The sequence below is a fragment of the Roseateles sp. DAIF2 genome (assembly GCF_015624425.1).
Lineage (GTDB): Bacteria > Pseudomonadota > Gammaproteobacteria > Burkholderiales > Burkholderiaceae_C > Kinneretia.
The window spans coordinates 1,295,956-1,321,969 of sequence record NZ_CP049919.1 but is presented as its reverse complement, the minus strand read 5'-3'; the positions used below and the strand labels follow the sequence as shown (position 1 = coordinate 1,321,969).

Below are 26,014 nucleotides of genomic sequence, written 5' to 3'. Positions count from 1 at the left end.
TCATGAGCAGCAGTACCTCCGACCCGAGCGCGGCCAAGCCGCCGCGCATCGTGCCCTGCCCCACCTGCGGTGGGGACAGCGTTTTCGCGCCCAGCAATCTGTGGCGCCCCTTCTGCAGCGAGCGCTGCCGCCAGCTCGATCTGGGCGCCTGGGCCAGCGAGAGCTTTCGCGTGCAGGCCGCGCCGCCCAGCGAGGATCAGGACCTAGAGCAGTAGGCCCAGCTCGCGCAGCCGCGGCCGCACCGCCTCGGCGCTCGTGAAGTGCAGCGCCTGCCAGCCGGCGGCATGGGCCGCGTCGATATTGGCCGGGTGATCGTCCAGGAACAGGCAGCTCTCGGCCGGCACGCCGAACTGCTCGGTCGCCAGACGATAGATCTCGGCGCCCGGCTTGGACTGCTTGACCCGCCCCGAGAACAGGCCTCGCTCGAACCAGTCGCGCAGCGGATGGCTGCGCTCCAGATGGTCCGCATAGGGCTCGGGCATATTGGAGAGGTAGAAGAGCCGATGGCCGGCCGCCTTCAGCTCCTCGATCAGGGCCACGGTATCGGGCAGCAGGGCCAGTTCGTCCGGCACCGCGGCCACCACCTGCGCCACCTCGGTGCGCGGCCAGCCGGTGCGCGCCGCGATGCGGTCCGTCACCTCCTCCGCACCGATCAGGCCCTGGTCGAAGGCGCCCCAATCCCCGGCGTAGTGCTGGAAGAACTGGCCCGCCACGGCCTTGCCGGCCGCCTCGTCTGCCACCCGATGCGGCCAGACACGAGCCAGGAAACTGGGCGGATGCCAGCGGAACAGCACGCCGCCGAAATCGAAAACGATATTCATCGCTTGAGAAGATTCGGAGTCAGGTTCAGGCGCGCAGCTTGGCCAGCAGGCCGGCGGTCGAGCCGTCCAGGCCCGTCGCGTCGCCGCTGGCCAGGCGCGGCAGCAGGCTGTTGCACAGGGCCTTGCCGAGTTCCACGCCCCATTGGTCGAAGCTGTTGATGCCCCACAGCGCGCCGGTCACGAACACGCGGTGCTCGTACAGCGCGATCAGCGCGCCCAGCGAGCGCGGCGTCAGCGCCTCCAGCAGCAGGGTGCTGCTGGGCCGGTTGCCGGGGAAGCTGCGATGCCGCGCCACGGTCAGCGGGCCCAGGGTCTTGGACGCCGTCGGCGCCTTCTCCTGCAACGCCTCCTCCACGCTCTTGCCCTGCATCAGCGCCTGCGACTGGGCCAGGCAGTTGGCCAGCAGCTTCTGGTGCTGATCCGCCAGCCGCTCGGCCAGCTCGCCGCGGGCCGCGCCATGGTTGGGCCGCTTGACCGCGATGAACTCGACCGGGATCACGTCGGTGCCCTGGTGCAGCATCTGGAAATAGGCATGCTGGCCATTGGTGCCGGCCTCGCCCCAGACCACCGGGCTGGTGCCATAGGGCAAGGCCTGACCCTCGCGGTCCACGCCCTTGCCGTTGCTCTCCATCTCCAGCTGCTGCAGATAGGCCGGCAGGCGGCGCAGGCCCTGATGGTAGGGTGCGACCGAGCGGCTCGTGAAGCCATGGAAGTTGCGGTACCAGATGTCGATCAGGCCCTGCAGCACCGGCACATTGCGCTCCAGCGGCGTGCGGCGGAAATGCTCGTCCATCGCATGGGCGCCGGCCAGCAGCGCGCGGAAGTGCTCGGCACCGATCGCGATCGCGATCGGCAGGCCGATCACCGACCACAGCGAGTAGCGGCCGCCGACCCAGTCCCAGAAGCCGAAGGCGGTCGTGATGCCGAAGGCCGCGGCGGCCTCGGTGTTGCTGCTGGTGGCGACAAAGTGGCGCGCGATGTCGCGCCCGCCCTGCTGCAGGAACCAGGCCTTGGCGGCCTGGGCGTTGGCCAGGGTCTCCTGGGTCGTGAAGGTCTTGGAGGCGATCACGAACAGGGTCTTGTCCGCCTCCAGCAGCGGCAGCACCGCGGCCAGGTCATGACCGTCGACATTGGAGACGAAATGCAGGCGCTGGCCCGGCTGGGTGTAGGCGCCCAGCGCCTGCACCACCATCGCCGGCCCCAGGTCGCTGCCGCCGATGCCGATATGCACGATGTCACGGATGCCGCTGGATGCCTGGTCGCGCACGCTCTCGGCGAAGGTCAGCATGCGCGTGAGCGCGGCCTGCACCTCATCGCTGAACAGGCCCTGCCCCGCGGGGGCGCGCAGCGCGGTATGCAGCACCGCGCGGCCCTCGGTGTGGTTGATGGCCTCGCCCTTGAACATCGCCTCGCGTTGCGCCTCCAGCCCGCAGTCACGCGCCAGCTGCAGCAGCAGCTGCAGGGTCGGCGCGTCGATACGGTTCTTGGACAGATCGGCGAAGACCTCCGGGGCCTGGAAGGACCAGGTCTCGAAACGCCGCGCATCGGCCGCAAAGGCCTCGCGCAGATCGAAGCCCCGGCCCTGCGCCAGGTAAAGGTCCTGCAAGCCGGCCCAGGCCGGGCTCTGGTCGCAACGCGAATACAGCATCGGTTCTTACCCTTGTTGTCGGTCGATGATCATCTGGTCCAGCTTGCCGGCGTCGACGGCGAACAGGCGGATGCCCTCGGCCAGCTTCTCGGTGGCCATGGCGTCCTGGTTCAGCGCGAAGCGGAAGGTCGCCTCGTCGTAGGCCACGGCGGGAATGTCGGCGCGGCGCGCGGCCTCGGCATCCAGCGCGCGCGGCAGAGGCGCCTCGCTGGCCTGCAGCTGGGCCAGCAGGTCCGGGCTGATGGTCAGCAGGTCGCAACCCGCCAGGGCCTGGATCTGGCCCACATTGCGGAAGCTCGCGCCCATCACCTCGGTCTTGATGCCGTGCTTCTTGTAGTAGTTGAAGATCTGGGTCACGGACCTGACGCCCGGGTCGTTGACGCCGGCGCTGGCCGCCTCGTCCCAGGCGCTGCCGGCGCTCTTTTTGTACCAGTCGTAGATGCGGCCGACGAAGGGCGAGATCAGCTGGATGCCGGCCGCACCGCAGGCCACCGCCTGGCAGAAGGAGAACAGCAGGGTCAGATTGCAGCGGATGCCCTCGCGCTCCAGCTCGGCCGCGGCCTGGATGCCCTCCCAGGTGGAGGCCACCTTGATCAGCACGCGCTCGCGCGAGATGCCGGCGGCCTCGTACAGGCCGATGAGGCGATGCGCGCGCGCGATCGTGGCGGCCTTGTCGAAGGACAGGCGCGCGTCCACCTCGGTCGAGACGCGGCCCGGCACCACCTTCAGGATCTCCAGGCCGAAGCGCACCAGCACCTGATCGACGATCTCGTCCAGCGGCTTGGCACGATAGGCGGCCACCGTGTCGTCCAGCAGCGGCGCGTAGTCCTTGGACTGCACCGCCTTCAGGATCAGCGAGGGATTGGTCGTCGCATCGCGCGGCGCGAACTGGGCCAGCTGCAGGAAGTTGCCGGTGTCGGCGACGACGGTGGTGTGGGACTTCAGTTGATCGAGCTGGTTCATGGTCAGAATGGGGTCGTGGGACAACAAGCCTTATTAGAACCCGCCTCGGCGATCCGGATTGACCCCTGAAAGAAACTCGTGCATCATAAATCCGGTAACTTCGTTACATCAACAAAACATTCTTGCATCCACGCATGTCATTCGATCTCGTGTTCTTCGGCGGTACCGGCGACCTCACCTGGCGCAAGCTGATGCCGGCCCTGTTCCAGGCCTTCCGCCACGGCAAGCTGCCCGAGGGCGGCCGCATCCTGGCCGTCGCCCGCGACGAGCAAAGCGACGAGCGCTATCGCGAATGGCTGCAGGAGCGCTTCCGCGAAGTCGAGGGCCCGAAGCGCCCCAGCGATGAGGAATTCGAGAGGTTCGCCGCCCTGATCCATTACCGGCGCATGGACCTGTCCCAGCCCGAGCATTACCAGCGCCTGAAAGACTGGCTGGCGGAACGCAATGCCGACACCGTGGTGCTGTATCTCGCCACCAGCCCGCACCTGTTCACCCAGATCTGCGCGCAGCTGGGCGCAGCCGGCCTGAACGGCCCGCAGGTGCGCGTGGTGCTGGAGAAGCCGCTGGGCCATGACCTGGCGAGCGCGCAGCAGATCAACAAGGTGGTGCGCTCGGTGTTCGCCGAGAACCAGGCCTTTCGCATCGACCACTACCTCGGCAAGCCCTCGGTGCAGAACCTGATGGCGCTGCGCTTCGGCAATGCCTTCTTCGAGCCGCTGTGGCGCCGCGAGAGCATCGCCAACATCCAGATCACCCTGGCCGAGAGCCTGGGCGTCGGCACGCGCGGCCCGTTCTACGACGGCACCGGCGCGCTGCGCGACATGGTGCAGAACCATGCGCTGCAGCTGCTGACGATGATCGCGATGGAGCCGCCCTCCACCAACGACGCCGACGCCATCCGCGACGAGAAGCTCAAGGTGCTGCGCTCCCTGAAGCCCTTCACCGCCGAGTCGGTGGCGCGCGATGTGGTGCGCGGCCAGTACCGCGCCGGCACGGTGGACGGCAACGCCGTCGTGTCCTACCTCGACGAAGGCAAGATCCCGGCCGACAGCCATACCGAGACCTTTGTCGCGCTGCGCACCGAAGTGCAGAACTGGCGCTGGGCCGGCGTGCCCTTCTACCTGCGCACCGGGAAGCGCCTGGCCGCGCGCGACGCGCAGATTGTCGTCAACTTCCGGCCGGTGCCGCACCCGATCTTCCCTGGCGCCAACCAGGCCAACCAACTGGTCATCAAGCTGCAGCCCGAGGACGGACTGGAACTGCGCCTGCTGGCCGCCAAGGGCGGTGCGCACGGCGAGGCGCTGGCCCCGGTCTCACTGGACTTGGACTTCGAAAAAGTCTTCCCGACCCACCGCGTCGGCGCCTACGAGCGCCTGCTGCTGGATGCGATCGCCGGCCGATTGAACCTGTTCGTGCGCAGCGACGAGCAGGAGCAGGCCTGGCACTGGGTCGAACCCATTCTCGACGCCTGGGCTCAGGATCCCTCCGGCCCGCGCACCTACGGCGCCGGCTCCTGGGGGCCACCGGCCGCCAGCGCCCTGGTCGCACGCGACGGCTTCAGTTGGGCCGAAGAACAATGAGCATGCTCGAGCGGATCAAGGCGGCGCTGCCGGCGCTGCCACCGGCGGAGCAGCGGGTGGCCAAGCTGCTGCTGGCCGACGCGCGCTCCTTCGCGAACCTGCCGGTCAGCGAGCTGGCGGACCGCGCCCATGTGTCGAAGCCGACCGTGGTGCGCTTCTGCCGCTCGGTCGGCTATGACGGCCTGGCCGACTTCAAGCTCAAGCTGGCCGGCAGCGTCAACGAGGGCGTGCCCTTCGTGCACCGCGCGGTGGATGAGGACGACAAGCCGGGCGACCTGATCGTCAAGGTGGTGGACAACGCGGTGGCGGCCTTGCTGCACTATCGCAACGACGCCGCCAGCCATGCCTTCGAGCGGGCGATCGCGGCGCTGGCCGAGGCCGGCCGCAACGGCCGGCGCATCGAGTTCTACGGCGTCGGCAACTCGGGCATCGTCGCGCAGGATGCGCAGCACAAGTTCTTCCGCCTGGGCGTCAACACCATCGCCTGCAGCGATGGCCATGTGCAGCTGATGAGCGCCACGATGTTGGGCCCGGGCGACTGCGCGGTGATCATCAGCAACTCGGGCCGCAGCCGCGACCTGATGGACGCCGCCGAGATCGCGCGCAAGAAGGGCGCGACCACGGTGATCATCACCGCCAGCGGCTCGCCACTTGCCGCGATGGGCCAGGCCCCGGGTCAGGTCTTGCTGGCGGTCGACCATCCGGAGGATTTCGACCGCTACAGCCCGATGGTGTCGCGCCTGCTGCACCTGATCGCGGTGGACATCCTGACCACCGGCGTGGCGCTGCAGCTGGGCCCGAAGCTGCGACCGCTGATGCAGGAGATCAAGCGCAATCTGCGCAGCAAGCGCTACGCAGCTTGATCAATATCGTTCAGGCCTGGGCGTTGTTCGGCCACAGCAGTTCGGCGACACCGTAGACGCGCGCGAGCTCCTGCAGCTTGGCCGGGGCGTTGTGGATCTGCAGGGTCAGGCCTTGCTGGCCGCACAGCCGCGCTGCCTGCAGCAGCAGGGTCAGCGCGGAGGAGTCGAACTCACGCAGCTCGCCGGCATTCAGGCCCAGGGTCTTACCGGCGGCATTGCCGATCTGCGCCGCCTCGGCGCGCAGGCCCGCCTGCAGCTGGGTCCACAGGCCGGTGGCCTGGGCCAGCCGCACGCTGGCGGGCAGCTTCAGCATCGCATCCTGCGGCATCAGGACTTGGCCGCCGCGGGGCCGCCAGCCTTGGCATTGCGATCGGCCAGGGCCTTGATCAGGCCGTCGATGCCGTTGGCGCCTATTTCCTGGGCGAAGCTGTTGCGGTACTGGTCCGCCAGCCAGATGCCCAGCACATTGACGTCATAGATCTTCCAGACGCCGCTGCTCTTTTCCAGGCGGTAGTCCAGCTGGATCGCGTCGCCCTTGCCGCGCACCTCGGTGCGCACCACCACCTCGGTGTCGTCGGGCGAGGCGCGCAGCGGCTTCAGCGCCACGGTCTGCTCCTTCACTTGGGTCAGCGCGCCGGCATAGGTGCGCATCAGCAGGGCCTTGAACTCCTCCTGCAGGCGCTTTTGCTGCTCGGGATTGGCCTGGCGCCAGTAGCGCCCCACGGCCGAGGCGGTCATGCGCTGGAAGTTCACATGCGGCATGACCTTGCTGTCGACCAGCTGGACAATCTTCTGCACATCGCCGCCCTGGATGGCCTTGTCGGCCTTGACAGCCTCGATGGTTTCCAGCGAGAGCTGGCGGATCAGGGTGTCGGGGGCGCTGGCATCGGCGGCATGGGCCGCGATCGGCAGCGCGCTCAGCGCCGCCAGGCTCAGGCCCATCAGGCCGCGCAGCAGGCTTCGTTTGGATGCGAAGAACATGGACTTCCTTTCGTCTCTTTCACGGGGGCCGGCAGCGCCGGGCTCAAAGGCCTCAACGCATGCCAGCGCGATTGGGTTCACCGGTCGGCCTGCGGGTTCGCGGGCGTCTCGGGGGTCAGCACCTCGTAATCATCCTCTTCGTCGTCGTCCTCGAAGCTGCGCCGCTTGGTCAGGTAGGCGTCGCGGATGAAGGTGTACTTGTCCAGCGCGATGCCATCCAGCATCTCGCCGGCACGCAGGAAATTGGCGCGCGCGTTGATGGTCTGCAACGCGATGATCGCGGCCTTGCTGTTGCCGCCTTCCAGCACCAGGGCCGGACTGGCCAGGCGGTCGAACGGCAGCGCGAAGGAATCGCGCACCGACGAAGGCCCGAAGAAGGGCCAGACGACATAGGCGCCGGTGCCGGTGCCCCAGCGGCCGAAGGTCTTGCCCAGGTCCTCGCTGTGCCGCTCCAGGCCGGCCTCGCTGGCGATGTCCAGCACGCCGGCAAAGCCCAGGGTGGAGTTGACCGCGAAGCGCATGGTCTGCTGCACGCCGATCTTGAAGCGCCCCTGCAGGAACAGGTTCACCGCCGACCAGGCATCGCCGACATTGCCGAAGAAGTTGTCGACGCCCTGGCGCACCGGGCTGGGCACGACCTCGCTGTAGGCCGTTGCGACGGGCTTCAGCACCGCCTCGTCGACGCTCTCGTTGAAGTTGAAGACCTTGCGGTTCCAGCTTTCCCAGGGATCGAGCTTCTGGCCCGGCGAGCCCGGGCCCTTGGTGCTGGCGCAGGCCGTCAGGCCCAGCACCAGCAGGCCGGCCAGCAGCAGGCGCGACCAGCGGGGCCGGGACAGCGCCGCGGCGCCGCTCACTTCTTGTCTCCGTTGCTACTGCTACTGCCCATGTCGGCCGCCTTGCTGTTGATGAACTGGCCGATCAGGTTCTCAAGCACCACGGCCGACTGCGTCAGCTTGATGCTGTCGCCCGCCGCGAGGTTCTTCTCGTCCGCGCCGGGTTCCAGGCCGATGTACTGCTCACCCAGCAGGCCCGAGGTCAGGATCTTGGCCGAACTGTCCTTCGGGAAGGCCACATTCTTGTGCAGATTCAGCACAACCTTGGCCTGAAAGGTCTTGTCGTCGAAGACGATGGACTCCACCCGGCCGATCACCACGCCCGCGCTCTTCACCGCGGCGCGCGGCTTCAGGCCACCGATATTGTCGAACTTGGCCGTCACCTGGTAGGTCTCGTCGAAGTTCAGGCTCAGCAGATTGCCGGCCTTCAGCGCCAGGAACAGCAGCGCAGCGCCACCCAGCAGCACAAAGAAACCCACCCAAGCATCGTGACGAGATTGCATCTTCTCATCCCTCCTCAAATCGAAAACATCATCGCGGTCAGCACGAAGTCCAGACCGAGCACCGCCAGCGAGGACAGCACCACGGTGCGCGTCGTCGCCTGCGACACGCCTTCCGGCGTGGGCTTGCAGGTGTAGCCCTGCAGCAGCGCGACAAAGCTGACCGTGATGCCGAACACCAGACTCTTGATCACGCCGTTGCCGACATCGGCAAACACATCCACCCCGCCCTGCATCTGCGACCAGAACGCGCCGGAGTCGATCCCGATAAGTACCACGCCGACCAGCCAGCCGCCAATCACCCCAACGGCCGAGAACACCGCAGCCAGCAGCGGCATCGCAATCACACCGCCCCAGAAGCGCGGCGCCAGCACCCGCTTCACCGGATCGACCGCCATCATCTCCATCGCGGTCAGCTGCTCGCCGGCTTTCATCAGGCCGATCTCGGCGGTCAGCGAGGTGCCCGCACGGCCGGCGAACAGCAGCGCCGTCACCACCGGACCGAGCTCGCGCACCAGGCTCAGCGCCACCAGCAGGCCCACCGCCTCGGCCGAGCCATAGCGCTGCAGGGTGTAGTAGCCCTGCAAGGCCAGCACGAAGCCGACGAACAGACCCGACACGCCGATGATGGACAGCGAGCGGTTGCCCAGGAAGAACACCTGCTCGCGCACCAGGCTAAAGCGCATCAGCGCCTGGCCGCTGCGCGCCAAGATCTGCACGAACAGCCGCGCGCTGGCACCGATGTCGGCCAGCTCCAGGCGCAGGGCTCGCCCGATACGGGCCAGGAAACTCTGGGTCATGCCTACGCCCCCGTCACGCCGAAATCGGCCGCCACCGGCAGCGCCGGCTGATGGAAACGCACCGGCCCGTCGGCCTGCGCACCGACGAACTGCCGCACCAGCGGATCCTCGCTGTGGCGCAACTCGTCCGGCGTGCCCTGGGCCACGACCCGGCCGTTGGCAATCATCGCCACCTTGTCGGCGATGCCGAAGGTCTCGTGCAGGTCATGCGAGACGATGATGCTGGTCAGGCCCAGCGCGTCATTGAGATCGCGGATCAGCCGCGCGGCCACGCCCAGCGAGATCGGATCCAGGCCCGCGAAGGGTTCGTCATACAGCACCAGGTCCGGATCCAGCGCGATCGCCCGCGCCAGCGCCACGCGCCGCGCCATGCCGCCCGACACCTCCGAGGGCATCAGGTCGCGCGCACCGCGCAGGCCCACCGCGTTCAGCTTCATCAGCACCAGGTCGCGGATCATCGCCTCGGGCAGGTCGGTGTGCTCGCGCAGCGGGAAGGCCACGTTCTCGAACACCGACAGATCGGTGAACAACGCGCCGAACTGGAACAGCATGCCCATGCGCCGGCGCACCGCGTACAGCTGCTGCTGATCCAACGCGGCCAGATCCTGGCCATCGAACAAGACCTGACCCTTGATCGGGCGCAGCTGACGCCCCAGCAGACGCAGCACCGTGGTCTTGCCGCCGCCCGAGGTGCCGATCAGTGCCAGAACCTGGCCGCGCTCGAGCGTGAGGTTGACGTCCTCCAGGATCAGGCGATCGCCGTAGCCGCAGCTGACGTCGCGCAGTTCGATCAGGGGTGTCGTCGAGTTCGGTGGAGAAACAGTCGATGGGGCCATAAGCCTCGCGATGAAGGGCCTGGACCCTCGATCCAAAGCTCACATCATAGGGGAAACACCAGGCGTCCACGTTAAGGCGTTGCAGGCGGTCCGAGCGGCAGCAATTCGGCGTCGAAACTGACTTCGATGCGGATCCAGGAGCGGACTGCGCGCCCCTGCACTTCGCCCGGCTTGAAGCTGGCAGCAAGGAAGGCTTGTCGAGCCACATTAACCAAAGAGACAGGCAACTCCTCATCATCGGGCTCAACCCGCTGGACACGCCCCCGCTCATCGATGAAGAGTTTTAGCACGCCACGGTAAGAGCCCCTGGCCGGGCCGTCCGAGGGCCACTGCAGCAGTACCGGACGCTGTGCCACGGGTGCGGCACTCAGAAGCGACCGAGGCACATAGGCCGGTTCACCGACATGCGTCGACACGCGCTCCTCCGCCTCATCCGGAACCACCCGATCGGCCGCAAAAGCCTCTGTCGAGGTCGGCAGCTCCAGCTCGGCGGCGCCTAGAGAATCGGCATCGGATAGCGGTATCGGATCGCTCGACTGCGGGGGCCCCGCCGGCTTCACGCTGACATGCACCGACAGCGGCCGCGGAGGCTGCGAAGGCACGATGGAGCGGATCCATTCGCGCCACGCTGCACGGCCCTGCTCCAGCAAAAGCAGGTGCCCCGCCAGCACTGCCGCGAGGCACAAACCGAAACTCCATCGCCTCGCGGAGACCGAGGACTTGCGACGCGGCATCTGCTCCGTCAGTTCATCAGCTCACGCCAGGAGGTGCGACGCACCGAGCCCGGTGGCATGTTGCTTGGATCTGCACCGGCCTTGGCCAGCGTCCTGCCGTCAGCGTACTGAGGCAATCCCACCAACTTGCCGGTCGTCGTCTGGATGAGCGTGACCCCCACCAGCAGCGCCGGCCCCGAGTAGCTGAGCAGGGGCTTGCCGCTGCCCACATCCAGGTAGTAAAGCCAGGAACTGCCGCCAGGCGAGCAGGCCGTGGGCGTAGGAATGTTGCTCGCCACCACCAGTTGGTTGAGCTGCTGCTCCACATCGACATTGACCCGCTCGCCAAGGGTGAGGCTCAGATCCACGTACCAGCCAAGCTGGTCTTTCCACACCACCGCCTTTGGATTGTCCAACCCGCTGCGATCGGCCTTCATGGTCTGCTTGACCATGGCCGTATTGCTGCGCAGCACGCCCATCGAGCCATCCCCGAGGGTGTCCTTGAAGGTGTAGACCGATTGCACCGTCTTGTCACCGACGTCGCTGACGCCCAGATAGCGGCCGGTGGCCACGGTCACCACCGGATAGCGATACGCGCCCTCGACGATTTCGCTGAGCACCGGTCGAGTGGTGATGGGCTGTCCGCTGCCCGTGGACCCCAGCAGCGTGGCCTCCTGGCCGGCGGCGCCGTAGTTGTCATCGAAATCAAAGCGCCAGATGTTGCCCAACATGTCACCCGCATAGAAGCGTGAGGCCACATTGCGCGTCGGATCCTCCACCCAGGCATTCAGACGCCCCAGATTGCTGGGCGTCGCAGCATCACCGGTGAACACCTTGGTGTCGGCGGTCTTTGCCTCGATCTTGCTGATCTTGGCGCCGGTGATGGCGTCCAGCACGTAGAGGAAACCCTTGCCGCTGCTGTTGTTGTAGCCGGAGGTGAAGGCCACCACCCACTTGCCGGCCTTGTTCTTGGTGATCACCGGGTTGCCGTAGCTATAGCCCAGATCCTGAGTCGAGCCGTCCTGCGCGGCCGTGAACTCCCACAACACCAGCGGATTGTCGGGATTCGTGACATCCAGGGCGTAGTAGCCCTGCCCACCCTTGCCCAACCCACCGACCAGGATGGTGCGCCAGTCGCCGCCTGCATTCTTCACATCGGCCACCACCGGAGCCGCGTCCACGAAGAAGCGGTGATTGGATTCGTAAGTGGCATCGGCCAGCAGGTACATCTGGTCCATCACCATGCTGGGCACATAAGCCCAGAGCTCCTGGCCACCTGTGGGCCCCTCATCAACCTTGATCGCATGCAGCATGCCGTCGTTGGCTGCAACATAGACCACGGCCTGGCGGGTGGCATTGCTGCTGGCGAACTGGGCATATCCGTCACCGTAGGGCATCACCGGCTTCTTCACATAGACCGGCGCCCCGTTGACGATGTCGCCCAGAGGACTGGTGCGCGAGCGGAACAGTCGGTCGGACTCGACCGTGGCGCTCAACTCATGGGTGGCGCTGCCACGCAGGAAGGTGATCACATTCGCGCCCGTGACCTTGGCCTTGGATTCCTCGCTAAGGGTTGCGCATTGAGACAGCTTCGGCGTGCCGGAGCACAGCCCTTGGAACTTGCTCACCAGACTCGAGTCATCCTTGGTGAATTCGGCACGAGCCCCATTCTTGTTGAAGTAGATCTTGCGCGCGTCCGCGCCCTGCGCCTTGATGCGCTCCGCGGCCGACCAGATCGGCTTGGTCGGGTTGATCACTTCGCCGGTGGCCGTGTTGAGCTTGAAGGCATTGACCGTGCCGTCCCAGGTTCTGGTGGTGTACAGCGGCACGAACAGCCAGTCATCCCCGGCGCTCGGCGTCAGGGAACTGGTCGCCGCGGCGGCCGAACTGCCAGTCGCTGCCTCAATCTTGCTCAGCGCGTCCACCAGACTCGAGGCCATGTCCGCTGCATTGCTCGCGCTGTAGTAGCTGCCCCGTCCATTGACCGCGGCGTGCCACAGGTCGTCGATACGCTCCGCACCGCTGTTGTTGATTGGATCGGGCCAGACCTTGGTGCCTTGCTTGATATCGAAGAAATGGCCACTGGTCTGTGTCAGGTAATTCTTGTCGTAGGTCAGCTTGCCGCTGAGCCCCAGACCGAGCGTGAAGGTCGTCATGTGCTGGGCCGGGTTGGTGTCGCGGCCACCATCGCTGGGCACATTGTTCTCGCAAACATCCTGGTTGGCGACCGAGCCGCTGCAGTTGGTCAGGCCGTCGGTCCGCAAATCGTTGACGTAGTAGTACATCGCCACGTCGGCCAGCGTGTCGCCGAAGCCAACGCCGGCATTGATCTCGTCGCGCATAGGGCGCTCCACCGAGTTGCCCGCATCGGGATTGCCGACTCCCGCCCCTCCCGTGAGGTTCAGCGGCGATGCATCGTCCTGATTCCAGTAGCCATCGGTAGAGAGAATGGTGTAGTTGCGCTGGCAGGAGTACTGCACGGGGTCGCTCTGGCCCGAAAGCTTGTTCGCGAAGTAGCGCCCGGCCCGAGCCAGCGCAGGACGCAGCGGCGTGTTGCTGGTGCCGGAGGTGTTGTACAGGCGTGAGAAGAATGCGACCTTCTGGTCGTTCGTGTTGCCCTTCTCATAGTCGTAGTCGCGGATGTTCAGGAATCCCCGGCTGTCAGCACCACCGTTGGCATACTCGCTGATCTTGGAGAAGCCAACGCGAAACCGGGTGGCATCGATCTTCGCGAAGGCGCGCCCCGCACCGGCCCGCATGGCCAGCATGCGGGTTCGGTAGTAGGAGAACCAATTGGCATAGTTCGTCTTCTGCGTCGCAGTGAGCGCGGCGCTGGCCCGCACCACGTCAAAGTCCGCCACATTGCAGCTATCCGGATTGGCACCGCTCTTGCGCTTGGCCCACAAGAAGGAGCCCGGCCGGCCCTCGGTCGTCGTCACCGTCTTGGTGGTGCGCAGCGAGCAGCTATTGGTGGAATTGTTGCGGCAGGTCTTGCCCGGCGCATCGATGCGCTCGACCTTGATCTCGGTAATGACAGTATTGGTGCCGTCGTACGATTCGCTGTAGCTGGGGTTGTCTTCCGGCAAGGCACAAGCCCAGGAGTTTCGCGCACCACAGACGTAGCTATCGCTAGAAACTGCAGGGGTGCCAACGACAGCACCATAGATCGAGGGCGTTTGGGGATTGTTATTACCAAGATTGACCAAGTCGCCGGAGTTGTTGTACCCATCCTCACGAGCCGCAGTGAAGCTGGCATTGCTCATCGAGGTACCGTCCGAATTCAGCGGTGCGAGATAGGTGCGGGTCGGGTCGTAGAAGATGAGGTTCTTGTCAACCGACCCAAAACAGACATCGTTGCGCGGGGCAGTGTCGGGCAGGTAGTTCCAGTTCATCGAACCCGAGTCGTCCAGCACGAACATCAGGTTGCTGCGCACCGTCGCACCGCTGTTTGCCGTGGCCAGAGGCCGATCCGCCAAATCGGCCGCCCCCCCCCAACTCCCGGTGCTAAGCAATGCCAACACCCCCAGTACGGCACTTGCGCGGACGCCGCAAAGAGACCAGATCTTGCTCATGTTCATGCTCCTGCCGGGCTCTGACGCCCATTACATCTGGACGATGGCTTCGGTAAAGGCTGCGGTGCCCCTAGGCCCCTGCACCCGCACCACCACTCGGTAGTACTGGCTGCTGCTGAAGGGCAACTGAATCCGCTGAGACTTCTGACTAATTTCGCCCCTGTTGCCCCCAGGAGGGGTTGCGGAGCCTGGCGGCGTGGCGCAGTCAATCCCATTGGGATTGCCTTCGGTGGCACACAGCCGCGTGATGACCCAACTCGCCGTGTTCCCACCAATAGACTGCGGATTCGAGGAGCGCATGCAGCTGCCAAAGCTGTCCTTGGCGAAGGTCGAGCAGTCACCCTTGCCGGACCAATCTACGACGGCACGGCCCACGTCCTTGCTGCTCTGGCCGGTCGGGTCCATGCTGTCGCGACTAGCGGCGTAGTAGCCCTGCTGTGCATTGTCGTTTTGCAGGCCCGCTCCGGCATTGGCGATCAGCCAGGTGATCGCCAGCTCCGTAGCGCGGCCCGCGGTGGCGGTGGCATCCTGCTTGAAACCCAGATTGCCAATCACCAGTCCCGTGGTGTCAACCGAACGTATCAGGGCCACGGAAGCTAGCGAGATCACCACCAGCGCCATCAAGGCGAACAGCAGCGACAGGCCTCTTTGGGCAAGCGAATTCTTGGATACGCGAGCAGCCATTTCAGTTGCTCCTCCACAGCATATTGCGCAGGGGAATGATCACGTCATAGACCGAGTAGCGGTAGTGCTTCCAGTCAGGCTGGGCATCGACTTTCAGGGTGAGGCACTTGCTGGCTCCGCAGTCTGCAGAGCCAGCCACCGGCACCGAGGTGCCCACATCCCAACCGGGCTGGGCGGTTGTCACCTCGTCCTTCTGGTAGGCCACGCTGCGCGCCACCAGGGCAACGCGCACCGTCATCACCTGCAGCCAGGCCGCGTTGCCCACCGGCGTCTGGTTGTCGTAGACATCTACCTGCAGATCGCCATTGGTATCGCGGCCATAAAGAGCCTGCATGTTGACGATCTGCGGAAACAGGTCCTGGCTGTCCATGCCACCGGTGGTCAACAGCAGCGTCTGCTGATTCAGCGAGAGGCCGTTGGTGACAGAAAAGGTGCGGCTGACGATGCTCCCGGCGTTCATGAGCTGGCTACCTGCTGGGTAACCACCTGCCGGGGCTATCTGGGCGCTGTTCCAGTCTCCCCCGCTATGAACCAGTTGGTTGGTGTTCTCGATATCCGTGATGCGATAGGTACTGCACCAGTTGGTCGCTGCATTGAAATTCTTGTCGGCTGGCACCGCGATCACCAAGTCGCCCTTCTTCACGCCGACGGCCGAGCGCACAGTAAATCGATCGGCGGTGGTGGGATGGTCCGTCGAAACGGCGATCGGCACGGAATAGGCGCGACTGGAGCTGAGGATAGAAATGGTATCGGATGCACCATTGGCCCCATCCGTGATCACAATGGGGGCCAGATTCCAGCTCAAGGCACCAGCGGTTGCATGGTTGGCCTTAACAGGGCATCCCAGCACATCCTTGTCGCTGATCAAGCCGTAGCCCGCCATTTGGATTTCACGTTGCAGGCTGTACAGCGCCAGCGCTCCATTGACCTGTGCATCGCCACCGCCGGTGGTGACACGCTTTTGCCCTTCGGCGAAGCCGAGCACCTGGGCCACCACAAGCACCACGACCAGGCCGAGCACCAGGCCCACCATCAATTCGATCAGGGTCACCCCCCGCAGCCGGAAAGCGAACGGCCGATGGCCAAATGACGAGGCTCGCATAGATTGGGCTCAGTTCGAGGTCACGGCCGTGACCGTGTTGTAGCGATTGACCGACTCACCCGGTACCGCCCATCGGATCTCGATGGCCACGGTCCCAGCGCCATCGACGGCCACCGTCGCGGCCCCCTGAGGCAGCTTGGCGGCCAAGCGATCAAGCCAGGCCTTGCAGGGAGCCGCGCAGCTAGCCGTGTTGTACTGGGCCATGTTCTGGCGATTGCTCCATATCTCTCCGATCAACTGTTGAGCCTGGAAAGCGGCTTCGGCACGGAAGGTCGATGCGCTCTGCGCCCGGGTCATCGAACCCTGCAGTCCGACCACTCCGAGGATGCCCATGGCGCAGATCAGCAAGGCGATCAGGGCTTCGAACATCACGAAGCCTTTGCTGGAGCGGCGGCGGATACGGGGGGGGGAAGAGCGCAGCATCATCAGTCTCCGTCGATGCATCAGCAGGCCCGAGGGTCCGAAACAGTACTGACCTTGGGTTCGCACATACGTACGGTGCCACCAAGACCGACCATGATGCGCAAGGCCCGATAGTCGTCACCCGGAGTCTCGTTATCGATATCGACCACGCTGATGCTGCCAGCCCCCGTTACGCGCCCGAAGCCGTCGAACAGAACCTGCGCCGCATCTTCGCCGTTGGCGGCCGTTCCCAGCACCTTGGCCGCCTTGCTCGTTCCACCAGTCGCATGCGAGTCGATCATGCGAGGGGCTGTGGCATCGGAAACAGCCTCACCGCATTTGCCTGCGGGATCGTCGAGGCTCACAACCCATGACAGGCCGTTCTCTGCGACGGCGCAGCTGTTGTCCATCAAGCCGGGATTGCCGAGAGTCACCAATGAGAAGCGAACGACCTCGTTGCGTCGCATGGCCTCAGCACGTGCGCGCTGCAATCCGGCCTGGATCGATGTGGCGGTGTTACGGATCTGGGTATTTCGGATCCACACCTGAACACTGGGCACGGCCATCATCGCCAGAAACAACAGCAGAACCAGCACTACGATCAGCTCAACCAAGGTCAAGCCGCGTGTCGCGGCACGCCAGCCGGACCGATGAACCCGGTCCCCGGGCAGGCTGACGGAGCTTAAGGTGCTATGTGGCCTCATCTCAGCACTCGCTGCCGCGCAGCATCCAGCAGCTCTTGGTGACCGAAGCCCCCTTGTAGGCCGTGGTGCGCTGCAGGTTGGTATGGTCGATCGTGTACGTATGACCACTGGCCGGCGTGCCGCTCTTGCCGGTTGCTGTTACCAGGAAGCCCTGCCCGTTAGCCTGAATAGCGCAGCCATAAGAAAAATTCTTGGCGGCGGCCGGCGCAAAGTTCTTCCAGCTCGGATTGCTCCCACCATCGGCGCAGGCCGCAGCGCCATAGTTGCGGTTGTCCTGGTAATACTGTTCCAGCTTGACCCGGTAGTCGGCCAGTTGGGCGAAACTCTCCGGCAAGGAGCCGCGGCGCACGTAGTCGGTGTAGGCCGGCAAAGCCACCGACGCCAGGATGCCGATGATGGCCACCACGATCATCAGCTCCACCAAGGTGAAACCGCGGTTGCGGCAAGAGGGGAAGCGTCGTGCTTGGGGCATAAGGTCACCTGAGTTCGGAACCCGCAAGCCTTGCGGGAGAGGCCAATAAGCCTGGATGGCGCTCATTGTGCGCATCGCATGGCGGCCATATCGTGCATATTGCTCACTTTTTGACCCACACCCGACGGGCGCACCGCCCGGCACGACAAACGGAGGCAGAACGTAAGCAGCTGCTACATCCCGCAGCCATCCGTCCCACGCCAGCCACACAAACCTCGACGCCGAAAAAGACAAAGCCACCCGAGGGTGGCTTTGTCAATCCGGATAAGGGGCCCGCTCAGCGCGGCAGATCGCTCCCCCCCATCAGGAATTCATCCATCGCCCGCGCGGCCTGACGGCCCTCGCGGATGGCCCAGACGACCAGGCTCTGGCCACGGCGCATGTCGCCGGCGGCGAAGACCTTGGGCACGTTGGTGGTGTAGCCGCCGCTGAAGTCGGTCGTGGCCTTGGCGTTGCCGCGGTTGTCCTTGCTGACGCCGAAAGCGTCCAGGATGGTCGCGACCGGGCTGACGAAGCCCATGGCCAGGAATACCAGGTCGGCCTTCAGGATCTGCTCGCTGCCGGGCACTTCCGTCATCTTGCCGCCGGACCATTCGACCTTGACGGTCTTGACGCCGGTCAGCTTGCCCTTCTCGCCAAGGAATTCCTTGGTGGCGATCGCGAAGGCGCGCTCACAGCCCTCTTCGTGGCTGGACGAGGTGCGCAGCTTGACCGGCCAGTAGGGCCAGGTCAGCGGGCGGTCCTCGACCTCGGGCGGCTGGGGCATCAGCTCGAACTGGGTGACGCTCTTGGCGCCGTGGCGGTTGCTGGTGCCGACGCAGTCGCTGCCGGTATCGCCGCCGCCGATCACGATCACATGCTTGCCGTCGGCGCGGATCTGGCCCTTCAGCTTGTCGCCGGCATTGACCTTGTTTTGCTGCGGCAGGAACTCCATCGCGAAGTGCACGCCCTGCAGATCGCGGCCGGGCACCGGCAGGTCGCGCGAGGCCTCGGCGCCGCCGGCCAGCAGCACCGCGTCGAATTGCGACTTCAGCTCCTCGGCCGACACCGTTTCCTTGGCCCAGTTGGTGACCTTGGAACCCTCGTCCAGATGGGCCACCAGCACGCCGGTGCGGAACACCACGCCCTCGGCCTCCATCTGCGCGACGCGGCGGTCGATGTGCGACTTCTCCATCTTGAAGTCGGGAATGCCGTAGCGCAGCAGGCCGCCGACACGGTCGTTCTTCTCGAACACCGTGACGCTGTGGCCGACGCGCGCCAGCTGCTGGGCCGCGGCCAGCCCGGCCGGGCCGGAGCCAACCACGGCCACGGTCTTGCCGGTCTTGCCCTTGGGCGGCAGCGGCTTGACCCAGCCCTCTTCCCAGGCGCGGTCGATGATCGCGTGCTCGATCGACTTGATGCCCACCGCGTCGTCGTTGACGTTCAGGGTGCAGGCCGCCTCGCAGGGAGCGGGGCAGATGCGGCCGGTGAACTCGGGGAAGTTGTTGGTGCTGTGCAGCACCGTGATCGCGTTGGCCCAGTCGTTGCGATACACCAGGTCGTTGAAGTCCGGGATGATGTTGTTGACCGGGCAGCCGTTGTTGCAGAAGGGCGTGCCGCAGTCCATGCAGCGCGCACTCTGGATCTTGGCCTGCTCGGCGTTCAGGCCGATGACGAATTCCTTGTAGTTCTTGACGCGAGCGACGACGGGCTCATAGCCCTCTTCCAGGCGCTCGTACTCCATGAAGCCGGTGACTTTTCCCATGATCTTGTTCCTTAAACCTTCGCGGCTGCAGAGGGCGCCTTGGCGTGGGCGATGGTGTCGGCGGTTTCCTTGACGGCGTTGATCTCGCCCAGCGCGCGCTTGTACTCGTGCGGGAAGACCTTGACGAACTTGGCGCGCGAATCGGCCCAGTGGTCCAGGATGTCGCGGGCGCGCTGGCTGCCGGTCCAGCGGTGATGGTCCTCGATCATCTTCTTCAGGATGGCCTCGTCGCTCATCGGCTCGTGGTCACCCAGGTGATGCCAGACGGCGCGGTCCTGCGTGGCTTCCTGCTCGGCCGCGGGCAGCACCTTGTCCAGCGCCACCATGCTGGTGTTGCAGCGCTTGGCGAACTGGCCGTCCTCGTCGTAGACATAGGCGACACCGCCGCTCATGCCGGCAGCGAAGTTGCGGCCGGTCCTGCCCAGCACGACGACGGTGCCGCCGGTCATGTATTCGCAGCCATGATCACCGGTACCCTCGACCACCGCCTTGGCGCCCGACAGGCGCACCGCGAAACGCTCGCCGGCCACGCCGCGGAAGAAGGCTTCACCGCGGGTCGCGCCGTAGAGCACGGTGTTGCCGACGATGATGTTCTTGGTCGCGTCGCCGCGGAAGTCGATCGAGGGCCGCACCACCACGCGGCCGCCCGACAGGCCCTTGCCGGTGTAGTCGTTGGCATCGCCGATCAGGTAGAAGGTGATGCCCTGCGCCAGGAAGGCGCCAAAGCTCTGGCCGCCGGTGCCCTCCATCTGGATGAAGATGCTCTGGTCCGGCAGGCCCTCGGGCTTGCGGCGCACCAGCTCGCCCGACAGCATCGCGCCCACGGTGCGGCGCACATTGGTCACCTGCTGCATGAACTGCACCTTCTCGCCCTTCTCGAAGGCGGGCAGGCATTTCTCGATCAGCTTGACGTCCAGCGCGCGGTCCAGGCCATGGTCCTGGCTGTCGTTGTGAATGCGGGCCACATCGGCCGGCACCTGGGGACGATGGAAGACGCGGCTGAAGTCCAGGCCCTTGGCCTTCCAGTGCGTGATGCCCTTCTTGGTGTCCAGCAGGTCCGAGCGGCCGATCAGCTCGTCGAACTTGCGGATACCCAGCTGGGCCATGATCTGGCGCGCTTCCTCGGCAACGAAGAAGAAATAGTTCACCACATGCTCGGGCTTGCCGGTGAACTTGGCGCGCAGCACCGGGTCCTGCGTGGCCACGCCCACCGGGCAGGTGTTCAGGTGGCACTTGCGCATCATGATGCAGCCCTCGGCCACCAGCGGCGCGGTGGCGAAGCCGAACTCGTCCGCGCCCAGCAGCGCGCCGATCACGACATCGCGGCCGGTCTTCATCTGGCCGTCGGCCTGCACCCGCACGCGGCCGCGCAGGCGGTTCAGCACCAGGGTCTGCTGCGCCTCGGCCAGGCCCAGCTCCCAGGGCGTGCCGCAATGCTTGATCGAGCTCCAGGGCGAGGCACCGGTGCCGCCGTCATGGCCGGCAATCACGATATGGTCGGCCTTGGCCTTGGCCACGCCGGTGGCGATCGTGCCGACGCCCACTTCCGACACCAGCTTGACCGACACGTCGGCCTTCGGGTTGACGTTCTTCAGGTCGTGGATCAGCTGGGCCAGATCCTCGATCGAGTAGATGTCATGGTGCGGCGGCGGCGAGATCAGGCCGACGCCCGGCACCGAGTAGCGCAGGAAACCGATGTAGTCGCTGACCTTGCCGCCGGGCAGCTGGCCGCCCTCGCCGGGCTTGGCGCCCTGGGCCATCTTGATCTGGATCTGATCCGCGCTGACCAGGTACTCGGTCGTGACGCCGAAGCGGCCCGAGGCCACCTGCTTGATCTTCGAGCGCAGGCTGTCGCCTTCCTTGAGCTCATAGTCGACCGCGATCACCTTGGAGCCGACCACGTCGGACATCTTGGTGCCGGCCGTGATCTTGATGCCCTTCAGCTCGTTGCGGTAGCGCGCCGGATCCTCGCCGCCCTCGCCGGTGTTGCTCTTGCCGCCGATGCGATTCATCGCGACGGCCAGGGTGGCATGCGCCTCGGTGGAGATCGAGCCGAGCGACATCGCGCCGGTGGCGAAGCGCTTGACGATATCGGCGGCCGACTCGACCTCCTCGACCGGGATCGCCTTGCTCGGGTCGAACTTGAACTCGAACAGGCCGCGCAGGGTCATGTGGCGCTTGCTCTGGTCGTTGATCAGCTGGGCGTATTCCTTGTAGGTCTCGAACTTGCCCGAGCGCGCGCTGTGCTGCAACTTGGCGATCGCGTCCGGCGTCCACATATGCTCCTCGCCGCGGGTACGCCAGGCATATTCGCCGCCGGCGTCCAGCATCGTGGCCAGCACCGGGTCGTCGCCGAAGGCGGCCTTGTGCAGGCGGATCGCCTCCTCGGCCACCTCGAACACGCCGATGCCGCCGACCTGGGTCGGCGTGCCGCGGAAGTACTTCTCGACGAAGTCCTTCTTGAGGCCGATGGCCTCGAAGATCTGCGCGCCGCAGTAGGACATATAGGTCGAGATGCCCATCTTGGACATGATCTTCGAGAGACCCTTGCCCACCGCCTTGATGTAGTTGTAGACCGCCTTCTCGGCGCTCAGGTTGCCGGGCAGCTCGGCATGCATCGCGGCCAGCGTCTCCAGCGCCAGATAGGGATGCACGGCCTCGGCGCCGAAGCCGGCCAGCACCGCGAAGTGATGCACCTCGCGCGCGGTGCCGGTCTCGACCACCAGGCCGGCGGTCGTGCGCAGGCCCTCGCGCACCAAGTGGTGATGCACGGCCGACAACGCCAGCAACGCCGGGATCGCGATGCGCTCGGCCGAGATATGGCGGTCGCTGATGATCAGGATGTTGTGGCCGGTGCGGATCGCATCGACGGCCGAGGCGCACAGCGAGGCCAGCTGCGCCTCGACGCCCTCGCGGCCCCAGGCCAGCGGGTAGGTGATGTCCAGCTCGAAGGGCTTGAACTTGCCATGCGTGTGGGCCTCGATGCCGCGCAGGCGCGCCATGTCCTGGAAGTCCAGGATCGGCTGGGTCACCTCCAGGCGCATCGGCGGGTTCACCGCGTTGATGTCCAGCAGGTTGGGCTTGGGGCCGATGAAGCTGTTCAGGCTCATCACGATGGCCTCGCGGATCGGGTCGATCGGCGGGTTCGTGACCTGGGCGAACAGCTGCTTGAAGTAGTTGTAGAGCGGCTTGTCCTTGGATGAGAGCACGGCCAGCGGCGAATCGTTGCCCATCGAGCCGATGCCCTCTTCGCCGTTGGTGGCCATCGGCGCCATCAGGAACTTGATGTCCTCCTGCGTGAAGCCGAAGGCCTGCTGGCGCTCCAGCAACGGCGTCTCGAAGGCCTGCGGTGCCACGTCGGCCACCTCAATCTCGTCGAGCTTGACGCGGACGTTCTCGATCCACTGGCGGTAGGGCTTGGCGAAGGCGAACTGGTTCTTCAGCTCCTCGTCATCGACGATGCGCCCCTGTTCCAGGTCGATCAGGAACATCTTGCCGGGCTGCAGGCGCCACTTCTTGACGATCTTGCTCTCGGGGATCGGCAGCACGCCGCTTTCCGAGGCCAGCACGACCAGGTCGTCGTCGGTGACGCAGTAGCGCGCCGGGCGCAGGCCATTGCGGTCCAGCGCGGCACAGACCTGGCGCCCGTCGGTGAAGACCATCGCGGCCGGGCCGTCCCAGGGCTCCATCATCGCCGCGTGGTACTCGTAGAAGGCGCGGCGGCGCTCGTCCATCAGCTCATGGTTCTCCCAGGCCTCCGGGATCATCATCATCGCCGCATGGGCCAGCGGATAGCCGCTCATCGTCAGCAGCTCGATCGCGTTGTCGAAGGTGGCGGTGTCGGACTGGTGCTCGAAGCTGATCGGGTACAGCTTCTTCAGGTCCTCGCCCAGCACCGGCGACTTCATCACGCCCTCGCGGGCGCGCATCCAGTTGAAGTTGCCCTTGACGGTGTTGATCTCGCCGTTGTGCGCCACCATGCGGTAGGGGTGGGCCAGCGGCCATTCCGGGAAGGTGTTGGTCGAGAAGCGCTGGTGCACCAGGGCGATCGCCGAGACCACGCGCGGATCGGCCAGGTCCTGGTAGTACTTGCCGACCTGGTCGGCCAGCAGCAGGCCCTTGTAGATGACGGTGCGGCAGCTCATGCTGGGCACGTAGTACTCGCGGCTGTGCGTCAGCTTCAGCGCCTGGATCGCGCTGGAGGCGGTCTTGCGGATCACATAGAGCTTGCGCTCCAGCGCATCGGGCACGATCACATCGGTGCCGCGGCCGATGAAGATCTGGCGGATGATCGGTTCCTTCTCACGCACGGTGGGCGACATCGGCATGTCGCGGTCCACCGGCACGTCGCGCCAGCCCAGCAAGACCTGGCCCTCGGTCTTGATCGCGCGGGCCAGCTCCTGTTCGCAGGCCAGGCGCGAGGCATGCTCCTTGGGCAGGAAGATCATGCCGACGCCGTATTCGCCGGGCGGCGGCAGCTCGATGCCCTGCTTGGCCATCTCGGCGCGGTAGAAGTCGTCGGGGATCTGGATCAGGATGCCCGCGCCGTCGCCCATCAGCTTGTCGGCGCCGACCGCGCCGCGGTGATCCAGGTTCTCCAGGATCTTCAGGCCCTGCTGGACGATCGAATGCGCCTTCACCCCCTTGATATGGGCCACGAAGCCCAGGCCGCAGGCGTCCTTCTCGTTCGCCGGGTTGTAGAGACCATGGGTGCTCAGGGCCTCGATTTCTTGTTGCTGGGTGGGAATGGCCTGGCTCATGCTGCTCTCCAAAGGGGCTCGGGAGGCGAAGATTACTGCGCTGCAGCAGCAGGAGCAATGCCAATAAATTAGGGTCAGACTCTTTTATAGAAGAAACACCACAGGCCGCGCCAATTAAATAGGGACATAGTCAAGAAAGGCGTGGCGGCCGCCCCCGCTTGCGGGGCTGCAGGGGCCGGTCGGTGTCCTGGGCCAGATCTTGCAAGAAGCCTGCCGAGCCCAGTGGCCAACCCTTCTGCGCCGCCTCGTGCAGGCGCAGGCGTTCGTCCGGCCCGACACCCTGCTCCAGCCGGGCGCGCCAGGCGGCCTCGCGTTCGAAGGGGGTGTTGCCCAGGGCCCAGAACAGGGCATGGTCGTAGACCAGCGGGTCGCGACGCAGGCCCAGATGGTGCGCCGCGCTGCACCAGCGGTAGTCTTCAGGTGCTGCCAGCCACTGGCCGGCGCGCTGGGGGTTCAGCTCGATATAGCTCATGCAAGCCAGCAGCCAGGCCTGGGCCTCCAGCGGCGCGGCGCGAAAGCGCCCGTCCCACAGGGTGCCGCTGCGGCCATGGCGCTTGTTGAAGGCCGCCACATAGCGGCGGCCCAGCGACTGCATCATGCGGCTCAGGCCCTCGGCCGTCTCGGGCGTGGCCAGCAGGTGCAGATGGTTGTCCATCAGCACATAGGCGTGGATGGCCACCTTGTGCAGCGCGGCGCTTTCGCGCAGTTCGGCCAGCAGGCGCTCACGGTCGGTGTCGTCCAGCACGATGGGCTGGCGGTTCAGGCCGCGCTGGATCAGGTGGTGGGGCAAGCCGGCAAGAGCCAGGCGGGCAAGTCGGGCCATGGTGGGGTCGGATGAATCTGACCCCAATTATCAGCCCGGACGCTCACAGGCGTCCGGCCTCAGAACAATTGCTGCCCGGTCAGGCGCTGATGCTCCTTCAGCGCGAAACGGTCGGTCATGCCGGCGATGTAATCGGCGCAGGCCCGCGGCAGGTCCTCGCTGGACGCGTGATCGGTCGGCAGCTGGGCCGGGTCGGCAAGATAGATGCCGAACAGTTCGCGCAGCACCTGCTCGGCGCGGATGCGGGTGCCCTGAACCTGCGGATGACGGTACAGGCTGGCGAACAGGAAGCGCTTCAGCTCGCTGCTGGCGCGCCGCATCTCGGGCGAGAAGCGCAGCAGCGGCGTGCCGGCCCGCCGCACCGCGTCGACATCGGCCGGATCAGCCTCGGCCAGGGCCAGGCGGCTGGCGTCGATGATGTCGTAGACCTGGGCCGAAAGCATGCGGCGGATGGTCTCGAACAGCAGGCGCTTGCCGGCCAGGGCCGGGAACTCGGCCAGCGCCTCGCGCAAGAAGCGCCGCACCAGCGGCACAGCCGCCTCCAGCTGCTCCAGCTCCAGCAGGCCGGAGCGCACGCCGTCGTCGATGTCGTGGGCGTTGTAGGCCACCTCGTCGGCCAGGTTGCAGAGCTGGGCCTCCAGGCTCGGTTGCTCGCCGCGCAGGAAGCGCGCACCGACGCCGCCGGGCTCCTGCGCCTCGATCAGCTCGGCGTTGCGCCGGCTGCAATGCTTGAGGATGCCCTCGCGGCTCTCGAAGGTGAGGTTCAGGCCGTCGAAGGCCGGGTAGCGCTGCTCCAGCCGGTCCACCACGCGCAGGCTCTGCAGGTTGTGCTCGAAGCCGCCATAGTGCTTCATGCATTCGTTCAGCACGTCCTGGCCGGCATGGCCGAAGGGCGTATGGCCCAGGTCATGGGCCAGCGCGATGGTCTCGATCAGGTCCTCGTCCAGCGCCAGACTGCGGCCGATCGAACGCCCCAGCTGCGCCACCTCCAGCGAATGGGTCAGCCGGGTGCGGAACAGGTCGCCCTCATGGTTCAGGAAGACCTGGGTCTTGTAGACCAGGCGCCGGAAGGCCGTGCTGTGCACGATGCGGTCGCGGTCACGCTGGTACTCGCTGCGTGTGGGCGCTGCCGGCTCGGGGAAACGCCGGCCACGGCTGGATGTGAAAGGGTCACAGGCGTAGCAGGCGAGCGGCATCTTGTGTGGGGGGGGCC

23 protein-coding genes are annotated in these 26,014 nt (G+C 65.8%); 3 read left to right on the top strand and 20 right to left on the bottom strand.

Annotated elements, in window-relative coordinates; all coding sequences use genetic code 11:
- Positions 1-2 precede the first annotated feature (2 nt).
- Entirely contained in the window at positions 3-215 is a 213-nt protein-coding gene (locus G8A07_RS06180; protein ID WP_195796201.1) for a DNA gyrase inhibitor YacG, read from the top strand.
- Here G8A07_RS06180 and G8A07_RS06175 read toward each other — a convergent pair.
- From G8A07_RS06175 to tal, 3 genes are read right to left on the bottom strand one after another with little or no spacing between them, the layout of a single operon-like run.
- Entirely contained in the window at positions 204-821 is a 618-nt protein-coding gene (locus G8A07_RS06175; RefSeq protein WP_195796200.1) for an HAD family hydrolase, read from the bottom strand. The genes G8A07_RS06180 and G8A07_RS06175 overlap by 12 nt on opposite strands.
- Positions 822-846: 25 nt before the next feature.
- Positions 847-2,469 carry a glucose-6-phosphate isomerase gene (gene pgi, locus G8A07_RS06170; protein WP_195796199.1) on the bottom strand — a complete coding sequence of 541 codons (1,623 nt, stop codon included), beginning with the start codon at positions 2,467-2,469 and terminating at the stop codon, positions 847-849.
- Between the two features lie 6 nt (positions 2,470-2,475).
- Positions 2,476-3,432 (bottom strand): transaldolase, encoded by a 957-nt coding sequence (gene tal, locus G8A07_RS06165; RefSeq protein WP_195796198.1) that lies wholly within the window; start codon positions 3,430-3,432, stop codon positions 2,476-2,478.
- 134 nt (positions 3,433-3,566) lie between these two features.
- Here tal and zwf point away from each other — a divergent pair, with 134 nt between their 5' ends.
- Both zwf and G8A07_RS06155 read left to right on the top strand, forming a co-directional pair.
- The gene (gene zwf / locus G8A07_RS06160) at positions 3,567-5,012 is read left to right on the top strand and encodes a glucose-6-phosphate dehydrogenase (protein WP_195796197.1); all 1,446 of its coding nucleotides are present in this window, start codon (positions 3,567-3,569) and stop codon (positions 5,010-5,012) included.
- Between the two features lie 2 nt (positions 5,013-5,014).
- Positions 5,015-5,875: a MurR/RpiR family transcriptional regulator gene (locus G8A07_RS06155; RefSeq protein WP_195797620.1), complete on the top strand. Its 861-nt coding sequence runs from the start codon at positions 5,015-5,017 to the stop codon at positions 5,873-5,875.
- 10 nt (positions 5,876-5,885) lie between these two features.
- Here the strand turns inward: G8A07_RS06155 and G8A07_RS06150 are convergent, their stop codons facing one another.
- The 17 genes from G8A07_RS06150 to G8A07_RS06070 form a co-directional block, all read right to left on the bottom strand.
- Positions 5,886-6,188, bottom strand: coding sequence for a lipid asymmetry maintenance protein MlaB (locus G8A07_RS06150; protein ID WP_195796196.1), 303 nt, complete (start codon positions 6,186-6,188; stop codon positions 5,886-5,888).
- A gap of 14 nt (positions 6,189-6,202) precedes the next feature.
- Positions 6,203-6,856: a phospholipid-binding protein MlaC gene (locus G8A07_RS06145; RefSeq protein WP_195796195.1), complete on the bottom strand. Its 654-nt coding sequence runs from the start codon at positions 6,854-6,856 to the stop codon at positions 6,203-6,205.
- Positions 6,857-6,933: 77 nt separating this feature from the next.
- Positions 6,934-7,710: a VacJ family lipoprotein gene (locus G8A07_RS06140; protein WP_195796194.1), complete on the bottom strand. Its 777-nt coding sequence runs from the start codon at positions 7,708-7,710 to the stop codon at positions 6,934-6,936.
- On the bottom strand, positions 7,707-8,192 hold the full coding sequence (gene mlaD, locus G8A07_RS06135) for an outer membrane lipid asymmetry maintenance protein MlaD (RefSeq protein WP_195796193.1): 486 nt from the start codon (positions 8,190-8,192) through the stop codon (positions 7,707-7,709). The genes G8A07_RS06140 and mlaD overlap by 4 nt, the downstream gene beginning before the upstream one ends.
- 14 nt (positions 8,193-8,206) lie before the next feature.
- Positions 8,207-8,989 (bottom strand): lipid asymmetry maintenance ABC transporter permease subunit MlaE, encoded by a 783-nt coding sequence (mlaE, locus tag G8A07_RS06130; protein WP_195796192.1) that lies wholly within the window; start codon positions 8,987-8,989, stop codon positions 8,207-8,209.
- Positions 8,990-8,991: 2 nt separating this feature from the next.
- On the bottom strand, positions 8,992-9,825 hold the full coding sequence (locus tag G8A07_RS06125) for an ABC transporter ATP-binding protein (protein ID WP_195796191.1): 834 nt from the start codon (positions 9,823-9,825) through the stop codon (positions 8,992-8,994).
- A 71-nt stretch (positions 9,826-9,896) separates the two neighbouring features.
- A complete protein-coding gene (locus G8A07_RS06120; RefSeq protein ID WP_195796190.1) occupies positions 9,897-10,559 on the bottom strand; it encodes a hypothetical protein in 663 nt (220 codons plus the stop codon).
- An 8-nt stretch (positions 10,560-10,567) separates the two neighbouring features.
- Positions 10,568-14,110: a pilus assembly protein gene (locus tag G8A07_RS06115; protein ID WP_195796189.1), complete on the bottom strand. Its 3,543-nt coding sequence runs from the start codon at positions 14,108-14,110 to the stop codon at positions 10,568-10,570.
- A gap of 30 nt (positions 14,111-14,140) precedes the next feature.
- On the bottom strand, positions 14,141-14,794 hold the full coding sequence (locus G8A07_RS06110) for a hypothetical protein (protein ID WP_195796188.1): 654 nt from the start codon (positions 14,792-14,794) through the stop codon (positions 14,141-14,143).
- A 1-nt stretch (position 14,795) separates the two neighbouring features.
- Entirely contained in the window at positions 14,796-15,845 is a 1,050-nt protein-coding gene (locus G8A07_RS06105) for a PilW family protein (RefSeq protein ID WP_195796187.1), read from the bottom strand.
- A gap of 60 nt (positions 15,846-15,905) precedes the next feature.
- Positions 15,906-16,322, bottom strand: a complete 417-nt coding sequence (locus G8A07_RS06100) for a pilus assembly protein PilV (protein WP_195796186.1) — start codon at positions 16,320-16,322, stop codon at positions 15,906-15,908.
- 17 nt (positions 16,323-16,339) lie between these two features.
- A complete protein-coding gene (locus G8A07_RS06095; protein WP_195796185.1) occupies positions 16,340-16,912 on the bottom strand; it encodes a GspH/FimT family pseudopilin in 573 nt (190 codons plus the stop codon).
- A 91-nt stretch (positions 16,913-17,003) separates the two neighbouring features.
- On the bottom strand, positions 17,004-17,474 hold the full coding sequence (locus G8A07_RS06090; RefSeq protein ID WP_195797619.1) for a type IV pilin protein: 471 nt from the start codon (positions 17,472-17,474) through the stop codon (positions 17,004-17,006).
- Positions 17,475-17,751: 277 nt separating this feature from the next.
- The gene (locus tag G8A07_RS06085) at positions 17,752-19,218 is read right to left on the bottom strand and encodes a glutamate synthase subunit beta (RefSeq protein ID WP_195796184.1); all 1,467 of its coding nucleotides are present in this window, start codon (positions 19,216-19,218) and stop codon (positions 17,752-17,754) included.
- Between the two features lie 11 nt (positions 19,219-19,229).
- Entirely contained in the window at positions 19,230-23,978 is a 4,749-nt protein-coding gene (locus G8A07_RS06080; protein WP_195796183.1) for a glutamate synthase-related protein, read from the bottom strand.
- A gap of 130 nt (positions 23,979-24,108) precedes the next feature.
- Positions 24,109-24,801, bottom strand: a complete 693-nt coding sequence (locus G8A07_RS06075; protein ID WP_195796182.1) for a transposase — start codon at positions 24,799-24,801, stop codon at positions 24,109-24,111.
- A 59-nt stretch (positions 24,802-24,860) separates the two neighbouring features.
- On the bottom strand, positions 24,861-25,997 hold the full coding sequence (locus G8A07_RS06070; protein WP_195796181.1) for a deoxyguanosinetriphosphate triphosphohydrolase: 1,137 nt from the start codon (positions 25,995-25,997) through the stop codon (positions 24,861-24,863).
- Between the last annotated feature and the right edge of the window lie 17 nt (positions 25,998-26,014).